The sequence below is a fragment of the Nocardia vinacea genome (genome assembly GCF_035920345.1).
Taxonomy (GTDB): domain Bacteria; phylum Actinomycetota; class Actinomycetes; order Mycobacteriales; family Mycobacteriaceae; genus Nocardia; species Nocardia vinacea_A.
Genome location: NZ_CP109149.1, coordinates 1,482,309 through 1,498,402, shown reverse-complemented (window position 1 = coordinate 1,498,402; position 16,094 = coordinate 1,482,309). Strand labels below are relative to the sequence as shown.

The following is a 16,094-nucleotide window of genomic DNA, read 5'->3' as shown; positions in this document are numbered from 1 at the left end:
TCGCTTGCAAAGACCGTTGCACCGCAACGGCTTTCGATCATTTGCGCTCAGGCTCGGCTCGATTGGGATCGGTCACCCGAATCGGACCAGTCAGGGCGACATCAGCCCCGGCCCGCCCGAGCCGGCTTCCCGTACACGGATCGGGCGCTGCCTTGATTCCACTCTTCTGCGCGGATCAGCCGAGTTCGAACCACACTCTTCCAATATTCGTACGCGTATGCGTACTATATGCAGGTGCGTACTATTGAGATTCCCGAACAGCCGTTCATGGACAGCATCGTGCTCATGCCGTGGAAACCCGGTCCGCGCCAGGACGTTTCCGGGCGTGTGTTCGTCAGCGTGACCGACTTCCTGGCCCGGTCCGAGGAGGAAGTCCGCAGCATCTACGAGATCGGGCTCGAGCTGGGGAACACCTGGCCGGTCATGCAGGGCGCGGTGGGTCTGTGGCTGTGGGGCAGGCCCACCGAGCAACGCGGCGGATCCATCACGGTGTGGGAATCGGAACAGGACATGCGCCGATTCGTGCGATGGCCGGTGCACGCCAAGATCGTGCGGGCCTGGCGCGGCAAGGTGGGCATCGGCACCGACTCGTGGCAGGCCGACCACTTCGAGCCGCGACAGGTGCTGGAACGCGCGCGGAACACACTCGAACGTCCACATCGCGACGCCGCATAACCCCGATCGAAACAACCGCCGTACCGCAGGCCGGCCGCACCTATCAGCCATGTTCGTAGTGAACCGGGCGGTGATCAGTTCCTCCTCCGGACAACGACCACGGGCGGTCGTGGGTCGACTTCGGCCACGACCGTTCGTGTGATACGTCGGCGATCAGTTTCCGGACGTATACCGACTCTTCGCCGACCGCGCGTACGCGGTCGAGATCCAGTGGTCCCCACTCGACCCGACTACCGGTAGCAGTAGGAGTCGGAGGAGGCGTCGCCGCCCTGTAGGCGCACCTGGTGCACCCGCAGACCTCGAAAGTCCTCGTCGTGTGGGAAGAACGACTCCTCGATGGTCATTCCGCCGTCGGGATCGGTGTTCATCACCGCCATCCAGGCGCCAACCCCATCCGGGTAGAACTGGTCGTCCCACGTGCTATAGAGCGAGTTGGTGAGATAGACCCGCCGACCGTTACGGCTGATCTCGACCATCTGGGGGCCGCCGGCGAGCGGCTGGTTCGGCGCGGCCGGGTGGGCGGTGCGGCCCACGATCCCGCCGAGCCGGACCGACCCGGTCTGTTTCGGGTTCACCGGATCGCGCACGTCGAACTGCTTCAGCTCCCCGGTACCCCAGCACGAGACGTAGAGGTATGCGTCGTCGACCGACAGGTCGATGTCGCTGACCAGCGGCGGCACCGCGCCGAACGGTTTCAGTGCCGGCGGCAGCAGGTCGGGATCAGCCGGCTCGGCCGGGATGGTGATCACCTTGTCGACCGCCCACACCCCACCATCGCGGTGCCAACGCCACACGGAGGCCGACAAATCCTCGGTCGAGATCACCACGCCGACGAACCCCCAAGCGGCGTCCGGATCGTGCGAAGGGCGCAGCTCGAGTGGCATCTGGTACTGCTCGCCGAGATCGATCCGCTGCTGGTGCCGACCGGCGGTGAGGTCCCAGAAGTGGATCGCGTGGCCGTACTTGTTGGCCAGCAGCAGCTCCGGCTTCAGCCCGTCCTCGATCATGGACGGGGTGCCCCACTCGCTGCTGATCAGCGTGTTCTGGTTGAGATGCCACCAGGCGTCATACGCAAGGTATTGCGGCCCACGGTCGGTCTCCCATTGCCGCAGCACATCGAACGTGCCGTGATCGAGCAGCGCGATCCCGCCCGGTCCGTCCGATCCGTCTGCCCCGCCAAGGCAGGTCATGAACACACCGTCCGGCCCGCAGTGCAGCGTGTGCGGACGGGAGTAGCCGGCCCTGGCCGCGAGCTCGGAGCTGTCCACGATCTTGGACAGGGTGGGCTGGTGTGGGTCGGGCTGGGTATCGAACACATACAGACGCGACGAGCGCAGACCCGGCACGATCAGGTACCGCCGAGCCAGCCCCTCAATGTGGTGGCCCTCGTGCTTCAGCGCGCTGCTGCAGGCGTTCCAGCCGAAATGGTGCAGCTCGTTGCCCAGGTGGGGCACCTCGGTCCAGCCCACCACCCGGCCGTAGGTGGCCGAGCCCGGATCCACATCGACTACTGACAGCGCATCCGGCTTCTCTGCCGCGCGGTCGAACGCAACGACGTATGCGAGCCGCTCCGGTGGCGCGGCCGCCGCCTCCGCTGCGCTCCGATAGAAGGTCGGGTCCATGTCTGAGTGATTCATTTCCAGCCTCCTTCATGTCGATGGGCGGAGACCCACGCACCTCGCCCGATCCGGCGGGTTCCGAGGTGGGCGCGACCCGTGTAGTCGCGTGCCGTAATGGCGCGGGCGGACAGTAACCAGTCTCGGCCTTTCGACATAGATCCACCAGCTACCGCCAGTGCGGGGCAGAGCGTGCGGTAGGGCGCAGTCGTATTCCGGGAAGACGGAAGGGCGAGTAGGCGACGGGAGTCGAACAGCAAGAAAAGAACGACAAACCGAATTCTTCGCGAAGATGCGCGATTCGTGGAGAATGATATCGCGATGGAGTTCACCGGTATCGAGATGGACACATTCGATCCCGACGACAAGCTGCGACCGTAGCGGCGCGTTTTCACCGGCTCGCCGACAGAATGGTTGGGTTCGATCGGACCGGGTGCTGACCCTATCGAGCCCGAGGACCTCGGCGACTGGCGATTGCGGTACCGCATCGAAAGAGCATGAGCAGAACCCGCTGCACGGCAGCGCGGCGCCGGGCCTGCACAGGCCGAAATGGCGGTCGTGTCAGCCCGCGGCAGCCACGCCCATGGTGGCGTTCCGGGCGCACCACGCCCACCGTTCGGCCGCACTTGTCCTGCACAACATTTCACTTCGCGACTCGTCCTGAATCGATCAGGTTCGGCAGCGTCCGCCGGCCCGACTACAGAGGGAGCATCAGATGACCGAATCCGGCCCCGCTGATCTCAAGATGCGGCAGCGCGCAATGTGGGCACTGGGCGACTACCCGGCCGTCGCCACCGAAGTCATCCCTGGGCTGGGTCGGCGTCTCGTCGAGGTCTGCCGTATCGGCCCGGGTCAGCGCGTGCTGGACATTGCGGCCGGATCCGGAAATGCAGCGATCCCGGCCGCGGAGACCGGTGCGGACGTCGTTGCGAGCGACCTCACGCCGGAACTGTTCGACGCGGGCCGCCGTATCGCCGCCGCTCGGGGCGTCGACCTGCAGTGGCAGGAAGCCGACGCCGAGGCATTGCCCTACGCCGATGCCGAGTTCGACGCCGTGATCTCGTGCGTGGGCGTCATGTTCGCGCCGTTCCACCGGGCGGCCGCTGACGAATTGACGCGCGTCACCAAACCGGGCGGCACGATCGGGCTGATCAACTGGACACCCACCGGATTCATCGGGCAGATGTTCGCCACGATGAAACCGTTCGCTCCGCCGCCCCCGCCCGGTGCGCTGCCGCCACCGATGTGGGGCGACGAGACGCATATCCGGTCGCTCTTGGGCGATCGCGTCGCCGACCTGGAGCTGCGACGCGAAAACGCGGTCATCGATCGTTTCGCCGACGGCGCCGAGTTCCGCGACTTCTTCAAGGCCTACTACGGACCGACGGTCGCCGTGTACAAGGCCATTGCCGCGGAACCCGACCGGATCGCGCGGTTGGACCGGGAACTCGCGGATCTCGCTTCCCAACACGACCTGGGCAACGGGCGGATGGAATGGGAGTACCTCTTGGTCACCGCACGCCGATCGGCCTGACCTGGTCATATGACATTGGCCGGACCGTCGGCAAAGACACGGTGGCCGATGGGAGAGCCGGCGCACGGCGCCGCAGCAGAAACCGAGCAGACGATTCGACCTCGGGTTCCGGGGCGCGGGCATTCCTTCGCATCACCGCGACGAAGCGACTTGGCGGTTCACCGTTCCGGGACGAACTCAGCGCGCAAAGGACAGTTCGGGGGTACGAGCGATGAGAAGGCGCCGCACCTTGCCGTCCGCATCGAGCTGTGCGGTGGCGTTGAAGGAAGCCTCGAACGCGCCGCCTCGGGTTGTCCGACCGAGTACCAACTCGTAATCACCCACCACCGCACCGGTGTCGATGTGATGGACCAGCGTGCTCTTCTCGCGCTGCGCCAAATAGCCGACCAACCCCTCGCGGTCCCCCACGAATTCGGCGGACAGCCCGGCACCTTTGGAGAACTGCACCGACATCGCGAAGTCGCCCGAGATCATGCCCAGCACGCGGTCGGGGTCGTCCGAATCCATGTATTCGAACCACCGGGCCAGCACCGGTGGCGCCGCAATCGTCATCCGACCACTCCATCGACATCGAAATATGTTGGTATCAGCGCGAATTCGGCGCTGAATGACACCTGGTAGCGATCGATCAGCCCGTCGGCATCGATATGCGTCGCGCCGACGAAGTAACCGGTTGTCGTCACGCCGTTCTCGGTGACGGCGCCGTACGCGAACTCCACACCATTGTCGGCGGCCACCCGCAACAGCCGGTGCTTGCGATTCACCTTCGGCCGGCCCTGCAGGTAATCGAGCATGGCCGCGCGGCCGTGGCCGAGGTTCACTCCGGTGGGCAACAGCATCGCGAACTGGACGTCTTCAGCGAGTAACGCCACCGCGTCGTCCAATCGCCCGCTGTCCAAGGTTGCGTAGTAGCCCTCGATGGCCAAACTCATGAAATGAACTTAGTTCAGTATCTCTCTTCTTGTCCAGACTTCGGCGCGATACTCTCAAACCATCAAACTGAACTCAATTTAGGTAGGTTAGATGTCCTCACTCGCGACAGAAGTGCCATGGCCCCGCACGGACCCACCTGCACTGACACCCGGACCGGAGCAGTCGGATCTGCGCGCGGCCATCCGCGGCTTACTCGCCGAACACAGCGGTATCGAGCAGGTGCGAACCGTCTCCGCCGGCCTCGGCTATTCGCCACAGCTGTGGAAAACGCTCGTCGATGACATGTCGGTGACCACATTGACGGTCCCCGAAGACCGTGGCGGCCTCGGCTACAGCATGGTCGAGCTGGGGATCATGCTCGAGGAATGCGGTCGCGCGCTCGCATGCGAGCCGGTGTACACCTCGGCAGTCCTCGGTGTCCACGCACTGCTGTCGGCGGATCCCAGCCAGGACGGGGACGTGCTCGCCGGAGTTCTGGACGGAAGCCTGCTTGCGACGGTCAGCGCCTTGTCTGCCGGCACCGACCACGTGCATGCGGAGCCGACGCGGGCAGGGTGGCTGTTGCACGGTACGGCGACCCACCTGGTAGGCGGCGGCAACGCCGATGTGGCCGTCGTTTCGGCGCAATGCCCGGACGGCCGCCGCCTATTCGCCACTCAACCGGGCGCACCGCTCGCCCGGACCGAGCGTCGAGTACTCGACCCCACGCGCCGTCGCGCAGATCTCACCTTCGATCGGAGTCCGGCGAACGCGCTCACCGACGTCGATGCCACCGCGGCGACCGCCGCGCGGCTGGGCGAGCTGGCAACGCTGGCGCTGGCATGCGAGAACACCGGCATTGTCGACCGCCTGCTCGAGATGACCGTGGAGTACGCGCGGACTCGACACCAGTTCGGTCGCCCCATCGGCTCGTTCCAGGCCGTCAAACATCGACTGGCCGATCTGCTGGTCACTCTCGAACGTGCTCGATCGGCCTCCCGCTATGCGGCGGCGATTTATGCACAGGACCCGGGATCGGCCTCGTTGGCCGTGGCGGTCGCTGGCGCCGTATGTACCGATGCGGCAGTGCACGCGGCAGCAGAAGCGATCCAGTTGCACGGTGGCGTCGGTTTCACCTGGGAACACCCCGCTCACTCCTACTTCCGCAGGGCAATGGGAAACGAAGCGCTACAGGGTGATTCACGTGCGCACCGAGCGCGGATCGCCACCCTCATCGGTATCTGAAGCAGCGAACGGCGCCGGCGCCCCTGTTGACGCGGAGCGGTTGGCTAGGTAAAACTGAATTGAATCCAGTTCATGTTCAAGAAAGAGGTTCGAGATGGTGGACACCGACCACATCGTGTTGGAGAAGGACGGTGACGTCGCACGCGTGTGGCTCAACCGCCCGCACAAGAAGAACGCCGTCACCGTCGAACTTCTGCACCGACTCGACGAAATCATCGTCGAGGTCGATAAGGACCCGGAGCTCAAGATCCTCGTGCTCCGTGGCCGCGGCAATACGTTCTGCTCGGGCTTCGACCTGGACGAACTGCTCGCCAACTACGTCGGCAGCACCAACGCGATGGATGTCGCGGTGCTCTCGGCCAAGGTGTGCGACCGCCTGTACTCGATGAATACGCCGTCCCTGGCGGTCCTCGAGGGGCATGTGACGGCCGGCGGATTCGAGCTGATGATCTCCTGCGACTTCGCTGTCGCATCCGAGGACGCGCTGATCGGTGACTTCCACATTCGCCGTGCGCTTTTCGGTGGCGCGGGTCCGATCTACCGGTTGCCCCGCATGATCGGTATCCGCAAGACCAAGGAACTGATGCTGACCGGAAAGCTGCTGTCCGGCAAGCAAGCCGTGGACTTCGATCTGATCAACGCCGCCGCGCCCGCGGACAAGCTCGACGACCTGGTCGCCGAGTTCATCGCACCGATCGTCGACAAGAGCCCGTTCACCATGAAGCTCACGAAGATGACCATCGACCGCGGTCTGGATGCGGACATCCAATCGCTCATGGTGATGGAGCATCTCGCGGTGGGCAATGCCCTGCAGTCCGAGGACGCACGCGAGGGCGTGAACGCATTCCTCGAGAAGCGCGAACCGAAGTGGGTCGGTCGCTGACCAAGGCCGCCGGCATTCGACTCGAAGAGGAGATCGACATGGGCGAGCACGCAACGTCGGTGCTAGAAGGTAGCCGGTGCACGGCCTGCGATACGGTCGCATATCCGGCAACCACCATGTGCGCACGATGCGTCCAGCCGACAGCCGTCGCAATGGAGTTGAGCACGCGGGGAGTGGTGTGGGCCTACACCGTGCAACGGTTCCCGCCCAAGTCGCCACCGTATATCCCGCCCGCCGAAGGCTTTTCCCCATTCGCGGTGGGTTATGTCGAGCTTCCGGAAGGTATTCGCATTCAAGCAATCCTGGAATGCGAGGACTTCACCGAGTTGGAGCGGGCACCGGTGCACCTCGTCGGCACCGCACCGGTGCCCCGGTTCGGGGTCGTTCCACAGCAAAGAGAAGCACAGTGACACAAACAGTTTCGATCATCGGAGCCGGGCTGTCCAAGTTCGGCAGGCAGCCCGGCATCACCGGCCGTCAGATGGCGGTCAGCGCGATCGTCGCCGCGCTCGACGATGCCGGGGTGACCTGGCCCGACATCGAGGTCGCCTTCGGCGGTAGCGACGGTTCGGGGCTCGCCGACACCCTCGTCGCCGAACTCGGTTTCACCGGAATACCTTTCAGCAATGTGAAGAATGGCTGCGCCACCGGTGGCAGTGCATTGTTCTCGGCGGTCAACGCGGTCCGTTCGGGAACCGCCGAAATCGCGCTGGCGGTCGGATTCGATAAACACCCACGCGGAGCCTTCGATCCGACACCCGCCGAATGGGGACTGCCCGAGGGATACGGCACTGCCGGGCTCATGGTCACCACGCAATTCTTCGGCGCCAAGATCGGCCGATACATGCGCGAATACGGTATATCCGGCACGACCTTGGCGAAGGTTGCCGAAAAGGCGTACCGAAACGGCAGTTTGAACCCGAATGCCTGGCGACGTCAAGCGATTTCGGCCGACGAGATCGCCGCCGCCGATTTGGTGAACGACCCGTTGACGCGATACATGTTCTGCTCCCCGGGCGAGGGCGGAGCCGCCATCATCGTCGCCACCGAGGCCGCGGTCCGGCGACTCGGCGGGCGCCCGGTCCGGTTGCGCGCGATCAGTCACCGCACCCGCCGATTCGGCTCTTTCGAAGTATTCAGCCCGGCCGTGCAAGGCGGGGGCGAACCGACCAGCGTGAGCGCCGACGCGGCCGCGGCGGCCTTCGAACAGGCGGGTATCTCCCCCGCCGATGTCGATGTCGCGCAATTACAGGACACCGAGAGCGGTGCCGAAATCATGCATATGGCCGAATGCGGCTTCTGCGAGCACGGCGAACAGGAGTCGATGATCGCGGCAGGCGACACCGAGATCGGCGGGCGACTGCCGGTCAATACCGACGGTGGGTGCATCGCCAACGGCGAACCCATCGGCGCATCCGGTCTCCGCCAAGTGCACGAGATAGTCACCCAGCTGCGCGGCGAAGCCGGGGATCGACAGGTACCCGGAGCGCCGCAGGTCGGCTTCACGCACGTGTACGGGGCGCCCGGAATCAGCGCCTGCACCGTGCTTTCGGTGTGAGACGACAACACTTTTCGAGGTGAATCAGTGACCACACAAACACTTCCCGACCTCGTCCGCTTCACCGATGAGGCGGTCACCTGGTTGAGCAGTGTGGCAGCCCCCCGAGCGGAATCGGTCTGGGGTTCGGGTTCGGATTCGGTAGCCGTTTTCGAGAGTTGGAGCGCCGAGCAGGAACGCGCGCATACCGACCGGATCCGCGAGTACGAGCGCGCCAAATTCGACGCGGGCTGGGGCGCACTGAACTGGCCCGAGACCTACGGCGGCCGCGGTCTGCCGCTGTCGTATGTCCTTGCCTTCCGGCGCGCCGAAGCGGATTTCGATGTGCCACGGCGCACCGAAATGTTCTCGGTGACACAGCAACTCGTCGCTCCCACTATTGAGCAATGGGGTACCGACGAGCAGCGGTCACGCTATGTCCGGGCCATGCTGCGCACGGATATCATTGCCTGCCAATTGTTCTCGGAGACCGAGGCCGGTTCCGATCTGGCAGCGGTGCGGACACGCGCCACCCGATCCGCCGATGGCATGTGGACGCTCGACGGCCACAAGGTGTGGACCTCGGGCGCGCGGGTGTCCGATATCGGCGTCGCCGTATGCCGAACCGATAGCTCGGCAGCGAAACACGCCGGGCTCACTGTCTTCTTGGTGCCGATGACCAGTCCCGGGGTGACCGTTCGCCCGATCCGGCAGATGACCGGTGGCAGTTCGTTCAACGAGGTCTTCCTCGACGGTGTCCGACTCGACGACAGCTACCGGCTCGGACCGGTGGGGCAGGGCTGGCCGGTAGCGCTCACCGTATTGGCCGCCGAACGCCTCGACGGCGGCAACCTCGGTCTGGCCAATGCGGATCAGGCGGTAGCGCTGGCACAACATCTCGGACGGGAGCTGACCGAGATCGAACGCGATAAGGTCGCCGACCTCGTAATACGCAGCTATCTACAGCGAATTGGCAATATGCGGGTGGCAGGTGCCGTTGTCGCGGGCAAAGACCCGGGACCGGAAGCCTCGATCGGAAAACTACTGGCGACCGACACGATGGCTCGCACCTCCGAGGTAGTGCGCCTGCTACTCGGGCGAGACCTCACCGTGGACTCCGGTCATTGGGGAACCTTCGCGTGGGCCGAGCACATTCTCGGCGCGCCCGGCTATCGGATCGCCGGGGGGACCGACGAGGTTCAGCACAACATCATCGCCGAGCGAGTTCTCGGACTACCGAGGGAGCCACGCCCATGAGTTCAGATAGCGATTCCGCGGGCGGTCGGGCGACGGGTGGGCACGACATCGAACAACGCGTCCGTACCCGGTTGCAGGCGGACCTCGACGTCCTGGTCACCGCATTCGAACCGCTGCTCGGCGGACATTCCGGCTTGACGTACCGGGTGCGGACGACCGGCGGTGACGTCGTGGTCAAGGCCGTACCCGAGGGACAGCAGGCCATCGGCCGACACGACATGCTGCGCCAGGCCCGGATCATGCAGGCATTGGCGCACACATCTGTTCCCGTACCGGGCATCGTCGCGGTCGACGACATCGAACCCGCCTGGTTCGCCATGGAATTCGTGGCCGGGGCGGCGTTGGAACCGGTACTGGACGATCCGGCCGTCGAAACCGGTTTGGCCGCGGCGCGGATGCGGCGTGCCGCGGAAATTCTGCCGCGCCTGCACGCGATAGATCCGAATACCGCGCCCGGCGTACAGGCACCACTCACGCCGGACGCCGAACTCGCACGCTGGGCACGCACTCTCGGCGCGGTCCCACCCGACCTCGTCGCCGGTGGCGACCGGCTGCTCGAGCTACTCGGCCGGACCACACCCGAACCGATTACACCGACACTGGTGCACGGTGATTACCGCCTCGGAAACATCATCTGCGACGGCGTCGAACCGGTCGCGTTGATCGATTGGGAGATCTGGAGCGCGGGGGACCCTCGGGTCGAATTGGGCTGGTTCCTCGTCTTCGCCGACGGCAGCAACTTTCCCGGTGTCGGCCGGGAGGTGCGCGGACTGCCTTCGGCGCAAGAGCTGGTCGACCTGTACGTCGGCGACGGACCGACGCTCACCGATATGACGTGGTTCGACGCGCTGGGCCGCCTCAAGATGGCCGCGATCATGGGCCATAACCTGCGCCGCCACCGCGAAGGCCGGCACTACGACCCTGACCAGGAAAAGCTGCCCGCCACCATCAACCGCCTGATCGAGACCGGAACCGCGCTACTCGCCGGTTGATATCGACCGCACCAGTTCAGGAGCCGCACCGTGGATTTCTCCTACTCCCCCCGCACGCGGGATCTGCTCGGCAAACTCGAATCCTTCATGGACGAGTACGTCTATCCCGCGGAGCAGGTATTCGACGCTCAGATCGCGGCGAACGACAACCCCCATGAGCAGCCGCAAGTCATGCGAGATATGCAGGTCAAGGCCCGCGAATCGGGTCTGTGGAACCTGTTCATGACCCACGACGGCCTCGGCGCCGGACTCACCAATCTGGAGTACGCGCCACTGGCCGAAGTGGTCGGTCGATCCATTATCGGCAACGAAGCCATCAACTGCTCGGCTCCCGACACCGGCAATATGGAAATCCTGGCCATGTACGGGAGCGAAAAACAGCAACAGCAATGGCTGAAACCGTTGTTGGACTGCACTATTCGCTCCGCATTCGCGATGACCGAACCCGCGGTGGCCAGCTCCGATGCCACCAACATCACCTCCACCATCGTTCGCGACGGCGACGAGTACGTCCTCAACGGCCGTAAGTGGTATACCTCCGGCATTCTCGACCCGGACTGCAAGCTCATCATCTTCATGGGCAAATCGGATCCGCAGGCACCGACATATCGCCAGCAGAGCATGATTCTGGTCCCCCGTGACGCCCCGGGAATCGAAGTGCTGCGCGATCTTCCGATGTTCGGCTTCCGTGACCGTCTCGGCCACGGCGAAGTCCAGTTCACCGATGTCCGCGTTCCGGCCGAGAATATGCTCGGCGCCGAAGGTGACGGTTTCGCCATCGCCCAGGGCCGGTTGGGACCGGGCCGGATGCACTACGCGATGCGCGCCATCGGCATGGCCGAGCGTGCGCTCGACATGATGTGCCAACGCTCCCTGGAGCGCATCGCATTCGGCGGTCCACTGGCCGATCGCGGCGTCGTCCGCGAGTGGATTGCCCGCAGCCGCATCGAGATCGACCAGATCCGCCTGCTCGTCCTCAAGTCGGCCTGGCTCATCGACAACTACGGCAACGCGGCCGCTCGATCCGAGGTCGCCGCCATCAAGGTCGCGGCGATGGAGGTGGCGCACACCGTCGTCGACCGCGCGGTGCAGACCTACGGTGCCGCCGGCGTCAGCGACGACACCGTCCTGGCCCGCCTGTACGCCATCACCCGGGCACTGCAGATCGCCGACGGTCCCAACGAAGTACACCTGCGTACCATCGCCCGCCTCGAATTGAAGAAGCACAAATGAGCACAACGGAATTGACCGGAAAGGTCGCCCTGGTCACCGGCGCCAGCCGCGGCCTCGGACTGGCGATCGCGCGCGGACTGCGGGACGCGGGCTGCACGGTGATCGTGTCCAGCCGCAAACGTGACGCGTGCGAGCAGGCCGTTGCCGCGCTCGGCGACGGCAATGGGCCGGGCAGCGCGCACCCGTTCGAATTGCATGTCGGCAAGTGGGATTCGATCGAACCGGCCGTGGATCGGATCATCGCCGATTTCGGCAGTCTCGATATCGTCGTGAACAACGCGGGTATCGCACCGCTGGCCGACAATCTGCTGTCGGTGTCGGAAGCATTGTGGGACAAGACCATCGAGGTGAACCTGAAGGGCCCATTTCGCCTGATGGCGGTTGCCGGTGCCCGGATGGCGGCCGCCGGTGGCGGGTCGATCATCAATATCTCGAGTATCGGGGCCGTCCGGCCGAGTCCGCCCGAGGCGATGTACGCGGCGGCCAAGAACGGACTCAACGCTTTGACCATGGCATTCGCACAGGAATACGCGCCAACTGTGCGCGTCAATTGCGTGATGCCGGGTGGATTCGCGACGGATATGGCCGAGAACTGGGATGAGGAGTTCGTCGGGAAGATCATCGATCGCCTGCCCGCGGGCCGGCTGGGGCGGCCGGAGGAAATCGCCGGTCTGGTAACCCATTTGGCGAGCGCTGCCGCCGGTTACACCACCGGTGCGATCATCCCGGTCGACGGCGGCCGGACCGCGGTGTACTGACATGCGAAACGATATGAGTGCCACCGGAACGACGCTGGACGACCTGTTCGGGTTGTCCGGCCGAGTCGCCGTCGTCACCGGCGCGTCGTCCGGTCTCGGGATGGGCTTCGCGAACGCTCTCGCCGGTGCCGGTGCCACCGTGTACGCGGCGGCCCGCAGGCTCGACCGGTTGGCGGCGCTGGCCGCGGATAACCCCCGGCTCGTTCCGGTTCGTTGTGATGTGACATCCGACGAGGACCGCCGAATGCTGGTCGACCGCTGCTATGAGCAGTCCGGACGGCTCGATGTGCTGGTCAACAACGCGGGCAAACCCGGTCCCCCACATGCCGAAGAAGAAACGGTAGCCGGGTTCGCCTCGATCCTCGAGGTCAACCTGGTGGCCGGATTCCACCTCGCCACCTATGCCGCGACGCGACTCCCCGAAGGTGCGCACGCGTCGTATATCAATATTTCGTCGGTGATCGGGCTGGTCTCGACCGCACCGATCGGCGGCGCGAGCTACGCCGCATCCAAGGCCGGGGTACTCGGACTGACCAGGGAACTCGCCGGCCAGTGGGGGCGCAAAGGGATCCGGGTGAATGCCGTTGTGCCGGGCTGGTTCGACACCGAGATGACCGATGGTCTGTTCGACAACGAGAAGTCGGCGGGGTGGGTGCGCCGCAACACCATGCTCGGCCGTGGCGGCAATGCCGGTGAAATCGACGGTGCGGTCCTGTTTCTCGCCTCCGACGCGTCGTCCTATATGACCGGGCAGACGCTCATTGTCGACGGCGGCTGGACGGCGCGCTGATGCTGGCCGTCCAACTGACCGAGTGGGGTACGGAACCACGATTGCGTGAAGTTGCGGTTCCGGAGCCGCGTGGAGAAGAGCTCCTGCTGCAGGTCACCGCGGCGGGACTGTGTCGCTCCGATCTGCACGTCATGGATGCCGCCGAATCGAGTTTCGAATATCCGCTGCCGCTCACTCTCGGCCATGAAGTCGCGGGCACGGTGATCGATGCCGGTGCCGGTGCGGATCAGTCCTGGCTCGGCGAAGCCGTTGTGGTCCATGGCATCTGGGGCTGTGGCCGCTGCCGCAATTGTGCGCGTGGACGGGAGAACTACTGTCTGACACTGCGGCCGCGGGCCGACGGCAGACTGGCTCCGATCGGCAATGGCCTCGGCTATCACGGTGGTCTGGCACAGGCCATGGTTGTTCCCTCGGCCCGATTCCTTGTTCGGACCGGCGATCTGGAACCCGCCATCGCCGCGCCCCTCGCGGATGCCGGGTTGACCGCCTACCATGCCGTGCGCCGGCATGCCGATGTCATCGACGAATCCGCGATCTGTGTCGTGATCGGTGTCGGCGGACTCGGTCACCTGGCGATTCAGATCCTTCGTCACTTCGGTGCCGGACGGGTCCTCGCCATCGACAACCGGCCGGAAACACTTTCCGCCGCATTGCGACTGGGCAGCGATGCGGCATTTGCCGATCTCGCCTCGGCGATCCCGGAGCTCGACGAAGGTGCCGATCTGATCCTGGATTTCGTCGGCACGTCCGACACGATGGAGTCGGCCGCGCGAGCGCTCGCGCCAGGGGGCCGACTCGCGGTCGTCGGCAGTGCCGGCGGCTGCCTGGGCGTGGGCAAACGTGTCGGCCTCGCCGCCGGGTGGCAGGTTGACGCACCGTTCTGGGGTGCCCGATCGGATCTGGCGGCCGTGGTCGAGATGGCTATGGGCGGGACACTCCACGTCGAGGCCACTACGTATCCCCTCGCGGACGCGGTCGACATCTACCAGCGCCTTCGGGCCGGGACCGTGACCGGACGCGCGGTACTCGTGCCACCACCGTTGACCGGCCGCACACGGCGCGTGGAAGCGAGTAGACAGATATCGAGCGTCGCGAGAGAAGTGAGGCGATGAAGACACTTGCGCAGGAAATGATCGAGCGGGCACAGCGCGCGCCGGAGCAGATCGCGGTCGTAGACGAATTCGGTCGCCACACCCTCGGAAAGATCGTCGCGGCGGCCCGAGCGCTGGCCGAGCGGATCGAGTCCATCGATCCGGCCCCGCCCACCGCCCTCATCCAGGCCGATAACACCTGGCACACCGTGGCGGCGGCGGTGGCGGTCGGTCTGCGTGGTGGTGTCGTCGCGGTATTCGGCGCGCATGCCACCGAATCCGAGTTCGCGCTGGCTGTCGAGGATATTGCCCCGGATCTGGTGGTCGCGGCACCGGACGCGCTACGGCGCTGGGGTGTGCGGGAGGATCGCTTCCCGATTCGGGCGACCGCCTTCGACGCACGCGTACTGCGCTCGCGCACAGGTCCGTTCGACTCTGTGGACCGATGGCACGCAGGCACGGCCATTGCGATGACCTCCGGTTCTACCGGGCGTCCCAAATGTGTTGTGCAATCCGAGGAAGCCATCCGTTACGCCTGCCAGTGCACCATCGACACGGTTCGACTCGAGCCGGATGAGGCAGTGGGAGCGTTCGTGCCACTGTCTTCGGTGGCCGCCTTCTGTTTCGGCATGTACCTACCTGCCTATCTCGGCGGGACGATGGTGTCGATCGGCAAATGGGAACCCGCCGCCGCCCTGGCGGCTATGGCGGAGCACCACGTTGCCTGGACGATGCTGGTTCCGACCATGGCCCTGCAACTGTCGGTGGCCGACGGCTCGGAAGGCATGTTGTCCGCCCTGCGGGCGATGACCGTCGGCGGTGGTCCGATGAACGAACGCGCACTGCATGCGGCCGAAGAAAAGCTCGGCACCACGTTCCTGCGGGTTTTCGGTATGTCCGAATGTCTCGGACACACCACGCCACAACTCGACGACCCGCCCGCCATCAGGCTCGGCCGGGACGGGCGACCGTTCCATGGCACCGTCGTACGGGCGGTCGACCCCACTGGAAACGTCGTGGCCGCCGGTGAGATCGGCGATGCGCAGGTACAGGGGCCGTCCTTGTTCGTCGGTTACGCCCGGGGCGGCGTCGCGATTCCGCCGACGCTCACCGCGGACGGTTTCCTCCCGACCGGCGATCTGGTCGAGGTGGCAATCGATGGCTCGATCCGGGTGACGGGGCGCCAGAAGCAGATCATCATCCGCGGCGGGCGCAATATCGATATCAACGAGCTCGAATCGGCCATCGCCGATGTGGCGGGCATCGTGCAGGTGTGTGTGGTCCCGGTGCCCGATGCCATGCTCGGCGAACGAGCGGCAGCGCTGGTTGTCACCGACGGCGAACCACTGACATTGGCCACCGTCACCGATCAACTCGCGGCGGCGGACTTTCCCAAGTCGAAGTGGCCTGAGTACCTGTTCACAGTGCAAGACCTGCCGCAGAACACCGTCGGAAAGTTGTCCCGGCCCGAAGCGGTGCGGTTGGCGACACAGCTGGCCACCGCAGTTGACCCGAGTTCACCTCAGTTCCGGTAGAGTCATGTCGAATCCACACCATCGAATGCGGGGGTA

General features: G+C 65.2%; 16 protein-coding genes. 13 read left to right on the top strand and 3 right to left on the bottom strand.

Translation table 11 applies throughout. The annotated features are described in order from the left end of the window. The first annotated feature begins 234 nt into the window (after positions 1-234). Entirely contained in the window at positions 235-675 is a 441-nt protein-coding gene (locus OIE68_RS07150; protein ID WP_327098589.1) for a hypothetical protein, read from the top strand. A 230-nt stretch (positions 676-905) separates the two neighbouring features. Here the strand turns inward: OIE68_RS07150 and OIE68_RS07145 are convergent, their stop codons facing one another. Beyond that, entirely contained in the window at positions 906-2,312 is a 1,407-nt protein-coding gene (locus OIE68_RS07145; RefSeq protein ID WP_327098588.1) for a selenium-binding protein SBP56-related protein, read from the bottom strand. 694 nt (positions 2,313-3,006) lie between these two features. Here OIE68_RS07145 and OIE68_RS07140 point away from each other — a divergent pair. After that, complete coding sequence (locus OIE68_RS07140; protein ID WP_327098587.1) at positions 3,007-3,825, top strand: class I SAM-dependent methyltransferase; 819 nt, start codon at positions 3,007-3,009, stop codon at positions 3,823-3,825. Between the two features lie 177 nt (positions 3,826-4,002). Here the strand turns inward: OIE68_RS07140 and OIE68_RS07135 are convergent, their stop codons facing one another. Beyond that, entirely contained in the window at positions 4,003-4,377 is a 375-nt protein-coding gene (locus tag OIE68_RS07135) for a hypothetical protein (RefSeq protein ID WP_327098586.1), read from the bottom strand. Next, complete coding sequence (locus OIE68_RS07130; RefSeq protein ID WP_327098585.1) at positions 4,374-4,757, bottom strand: nuclear transport factor 2 family protein; 384 nt, start codon at positions 4,755-4,757, stop codon at positions 4,374-4,376. The genes OIE68_RS07135 and OIE68_RS07130 overlap by 4 nt, the downstream gene beginning before the upstream one ends. 91 nt (positions 4,758-4,848) lie before the next feature. Between OIE68_RS07130 and OIE68_RS07125 the strand changes: the two genes are divergently transcribed. From OIE68_RS07125 to OIE68_RS07075, 11 genes are all read left to right on the top strand, one after another. Further along, positions 4,849-5,982, top strand: a complete 1,134-nt coding sequence (locus OIE68_RS07125) for an acyl-CoA dehydrogenase family protein (RefSeq protein WP_327098584.1) — start codon at positions 4,849-4,851, stop codon at positions 5,980-5,982. A 94-nt stretch (positions 5,983-6,076) separates the two neighbouring features. Further along, complete coding sequence (locus OIE68_RS07120) at positions 6,077-6,865, top strand: enoyl-CoA hydratase/isomerase family protein (protein WP_040689486.1); 789 nt, start codon at positions 6,077-6,079, stop codon at positions 6,863-6,865. A 38-nt stretch (positions 6,866-6,903) separates the two neighbouring features. Then, positions 6,904-7,275 (top strand): Zn-ribbon domain-containing OB-fold protein, encoded by a 372-nt coding sequence (locus OIE68_RS07115; protein WP_327098583.1) that lies wholly within the window; start codon positions 6,904-6,906, stop codon positions 7,273-7,275. After that, entirely contained in the window at positions 7,272-8,423 is a 1,152-nt protein-coding gene (locus tag OIE68_RS07110) for a thiolase family protein (protein WP_327098582.1), read from the top strand. Before OIE68_RS07115 ends, OIE68_RS07110 begins: the two co-directional genes overlap by 4 nt. Positions 8,424-8,450: 27 nt before the next feature. Continuing rightward, positions 8,451-9,659, top strand: coding sequence for an acyl-CoA dehydrogenase family protein (locus tag OIE68_RS07105; RefSeq protein WP_327098581.1), 1,209 nt, complete (start codon positions 8,451-8,453; stop codon positions 9,657-9,659). Further along, positions 9,656-10,651 (top strand): phosphotransferase family protein, encoded by a 996-nt coding sequence (locus tag OIE68_RS07100; RefSeq protein WP_327098580.1) that lies wholly within the window; start codon positions 9,656-9,658, stop codon positions 10,649-10,651. Before OIE68_RS07105 ends, OIE68_RS07100 begins: the two co-directional genes overlap by 4 nt. Positions 10,652-10,681: 30 nt before the next feature. Beyond that, positions 10,682-11,884, top strand: coding sequence for an acyl-CoA dehydrogenase family protein (locus tag OIE68_RS07095; protein ID WP_327098579.1), 1,203 nt, complete (start codon positions 10,682-10,684; stop codon positions 11,882-11,884). Then, positions 11,881-12,642 (top strand): glucose 1-dehydrogenase, encoded by a 762-nt coding sequence (locus OIE68_RS07090; protein WP_327098578.1) that lies wholly within the window; start codon positions 11,881-11,883, stop codon positions 12,640-12,642. Before OIE68_RS07095 ends, OIE68_RS07090 begins: the two co-directional genes overlap by 4 nt. Before the next feature lies 1 nt (position 12,643). After that, positions 12,644-13,432, top strand: a complete 789-nt coding sequence (locus tag OIE68_RS07085) for an SDR family NAD(P)-dependent oxidoreductase (RefSeq protein ID WP_327098577.1) — start codon at positions 12,644-12,646, stop codon at positions 13,430-13,432. Continuing rightward, a complete protein-coding gene (locus OIE68_RS07080) occupies positions 13,432-14,544 on the top strand; it encodes an NAD(P)-dependent alcohol dehydrogenase (protein WP_327098576.1) in 1,113 nt (370 codons plus the stop codon). Before OIE68_RS07085 ends, OIE68_RS07080 begins: the two co-directional genes overlap by 1 nt. Continuing rightward, the gene (locus OIE68_RS07075) at positions 14,541-16,058 is read left to right on the top strand and encodes a class I adenylate-forming enzyme family protein (RefSeq protein ID WP_327098575.1); all 1,518 of its coding nucleotides are present in this window, start codon (positions 14,541-14,543) and stop codon (positions 16,056-16,058) included. Before OIE68_RS07080 ends, OIE68_RS07075 begins: the two co-directional genes overlap by 4 nt. Positions 16,059-16,094: the final 36 nt, after the last annotated feature.

What these genes read in the sequence shown, in the direction of transcription:
- OIE68_RS07090 (WP_327098578.1), top strand. Translation starts at nt 11,881, where the DNA reads ATGAGCACAACGGAATTGACCGGAAAGGTCGCCCTGGTCACCGGCGCC.
- OIE68_RS07115 (WP_327098583.1), top strand. Translation starts at nt 6,904, where the DNA reads ATGGGCGAGCACGCAACGTCGGTGCTAGAAGGTAGCCGGTGCACGGCC.
- OIE68_RS07145 (WP_327098588.1), bottom strand. Translation starts at nt 2,312, where the DNA reads ATGAATCACTCAGACATGGACCCGACCTTCTATCGGAGCGCAGCGGAG.
- OIE68_RS07120 (WP_040689486.1), top strand. Translation starts at nt 6,077, where the DNA reads ATGGTGGACACCGACCACATCGTGTTGGAGAAGGACGGTGACGTCGCA.
- OIE68_RS07140 (WP_327098587.1), top strand. Translation starts at nt 3,007, where the DNA reads ATGACCGAATCCGGCCCCGCTGATCTCAAGATGCGGCAGCGCGCAATG.
- OIE68_RS07100 (WP_327098580.1), top strand. Translation starts at nt 9,656, where the DNA reads ATGAGTTCAGATAGCGATTCCGCGGGCGGTCGGGCGACGGGTGGGCAC.
- OIE68_RS07135 (WP_327098586.1), bottom strand. Translation starts at nt 4,377, where the DNA reads ATGACGATTGCGGCGCCACCGGTGCTGGCCCGGTGGTTCGAATACATG.
- OIE68_RS07130 (WP_327098585.1), bottom strand. Translation starts at nt 4,757, where the DNA reads ATGAGTTTGGCCATCGAGGGCTACTACGCAACCTTGGACAGCGGGCGA.
- OIE68_RS07075 (WP_327098575.1), top strand. Translation starts at nt 14,541, where the DNA reads ATGAAGACACTTGCGCAGGAAATGATCGAGCGGGCACAGCGCGCGCCG.
- OIE68_RS07085 (WP_327098577.1), top strand. Translation starts at nt 12,644, where the DNA reads ATGCGAAACGATATGAGTGCCACCGGAACGACGCTGGACGACCTGTTC.
- OIE68_RS07080 (WP_327098576.1), top strand. Translation starts at nt 13,432, where the DNA reads ATGCTGGCCGTCCAACTGACCGAGTGGGGTACGGAACCACGATTGCGT.
- OIE68_RS07125 (WP_327098584.1), top strand. Translation starts at nt 4,849, where the DNA reads ATGTCCTCACTCGCGACAGAAGTGCCATGGCCCCGCACGGACCCACCT.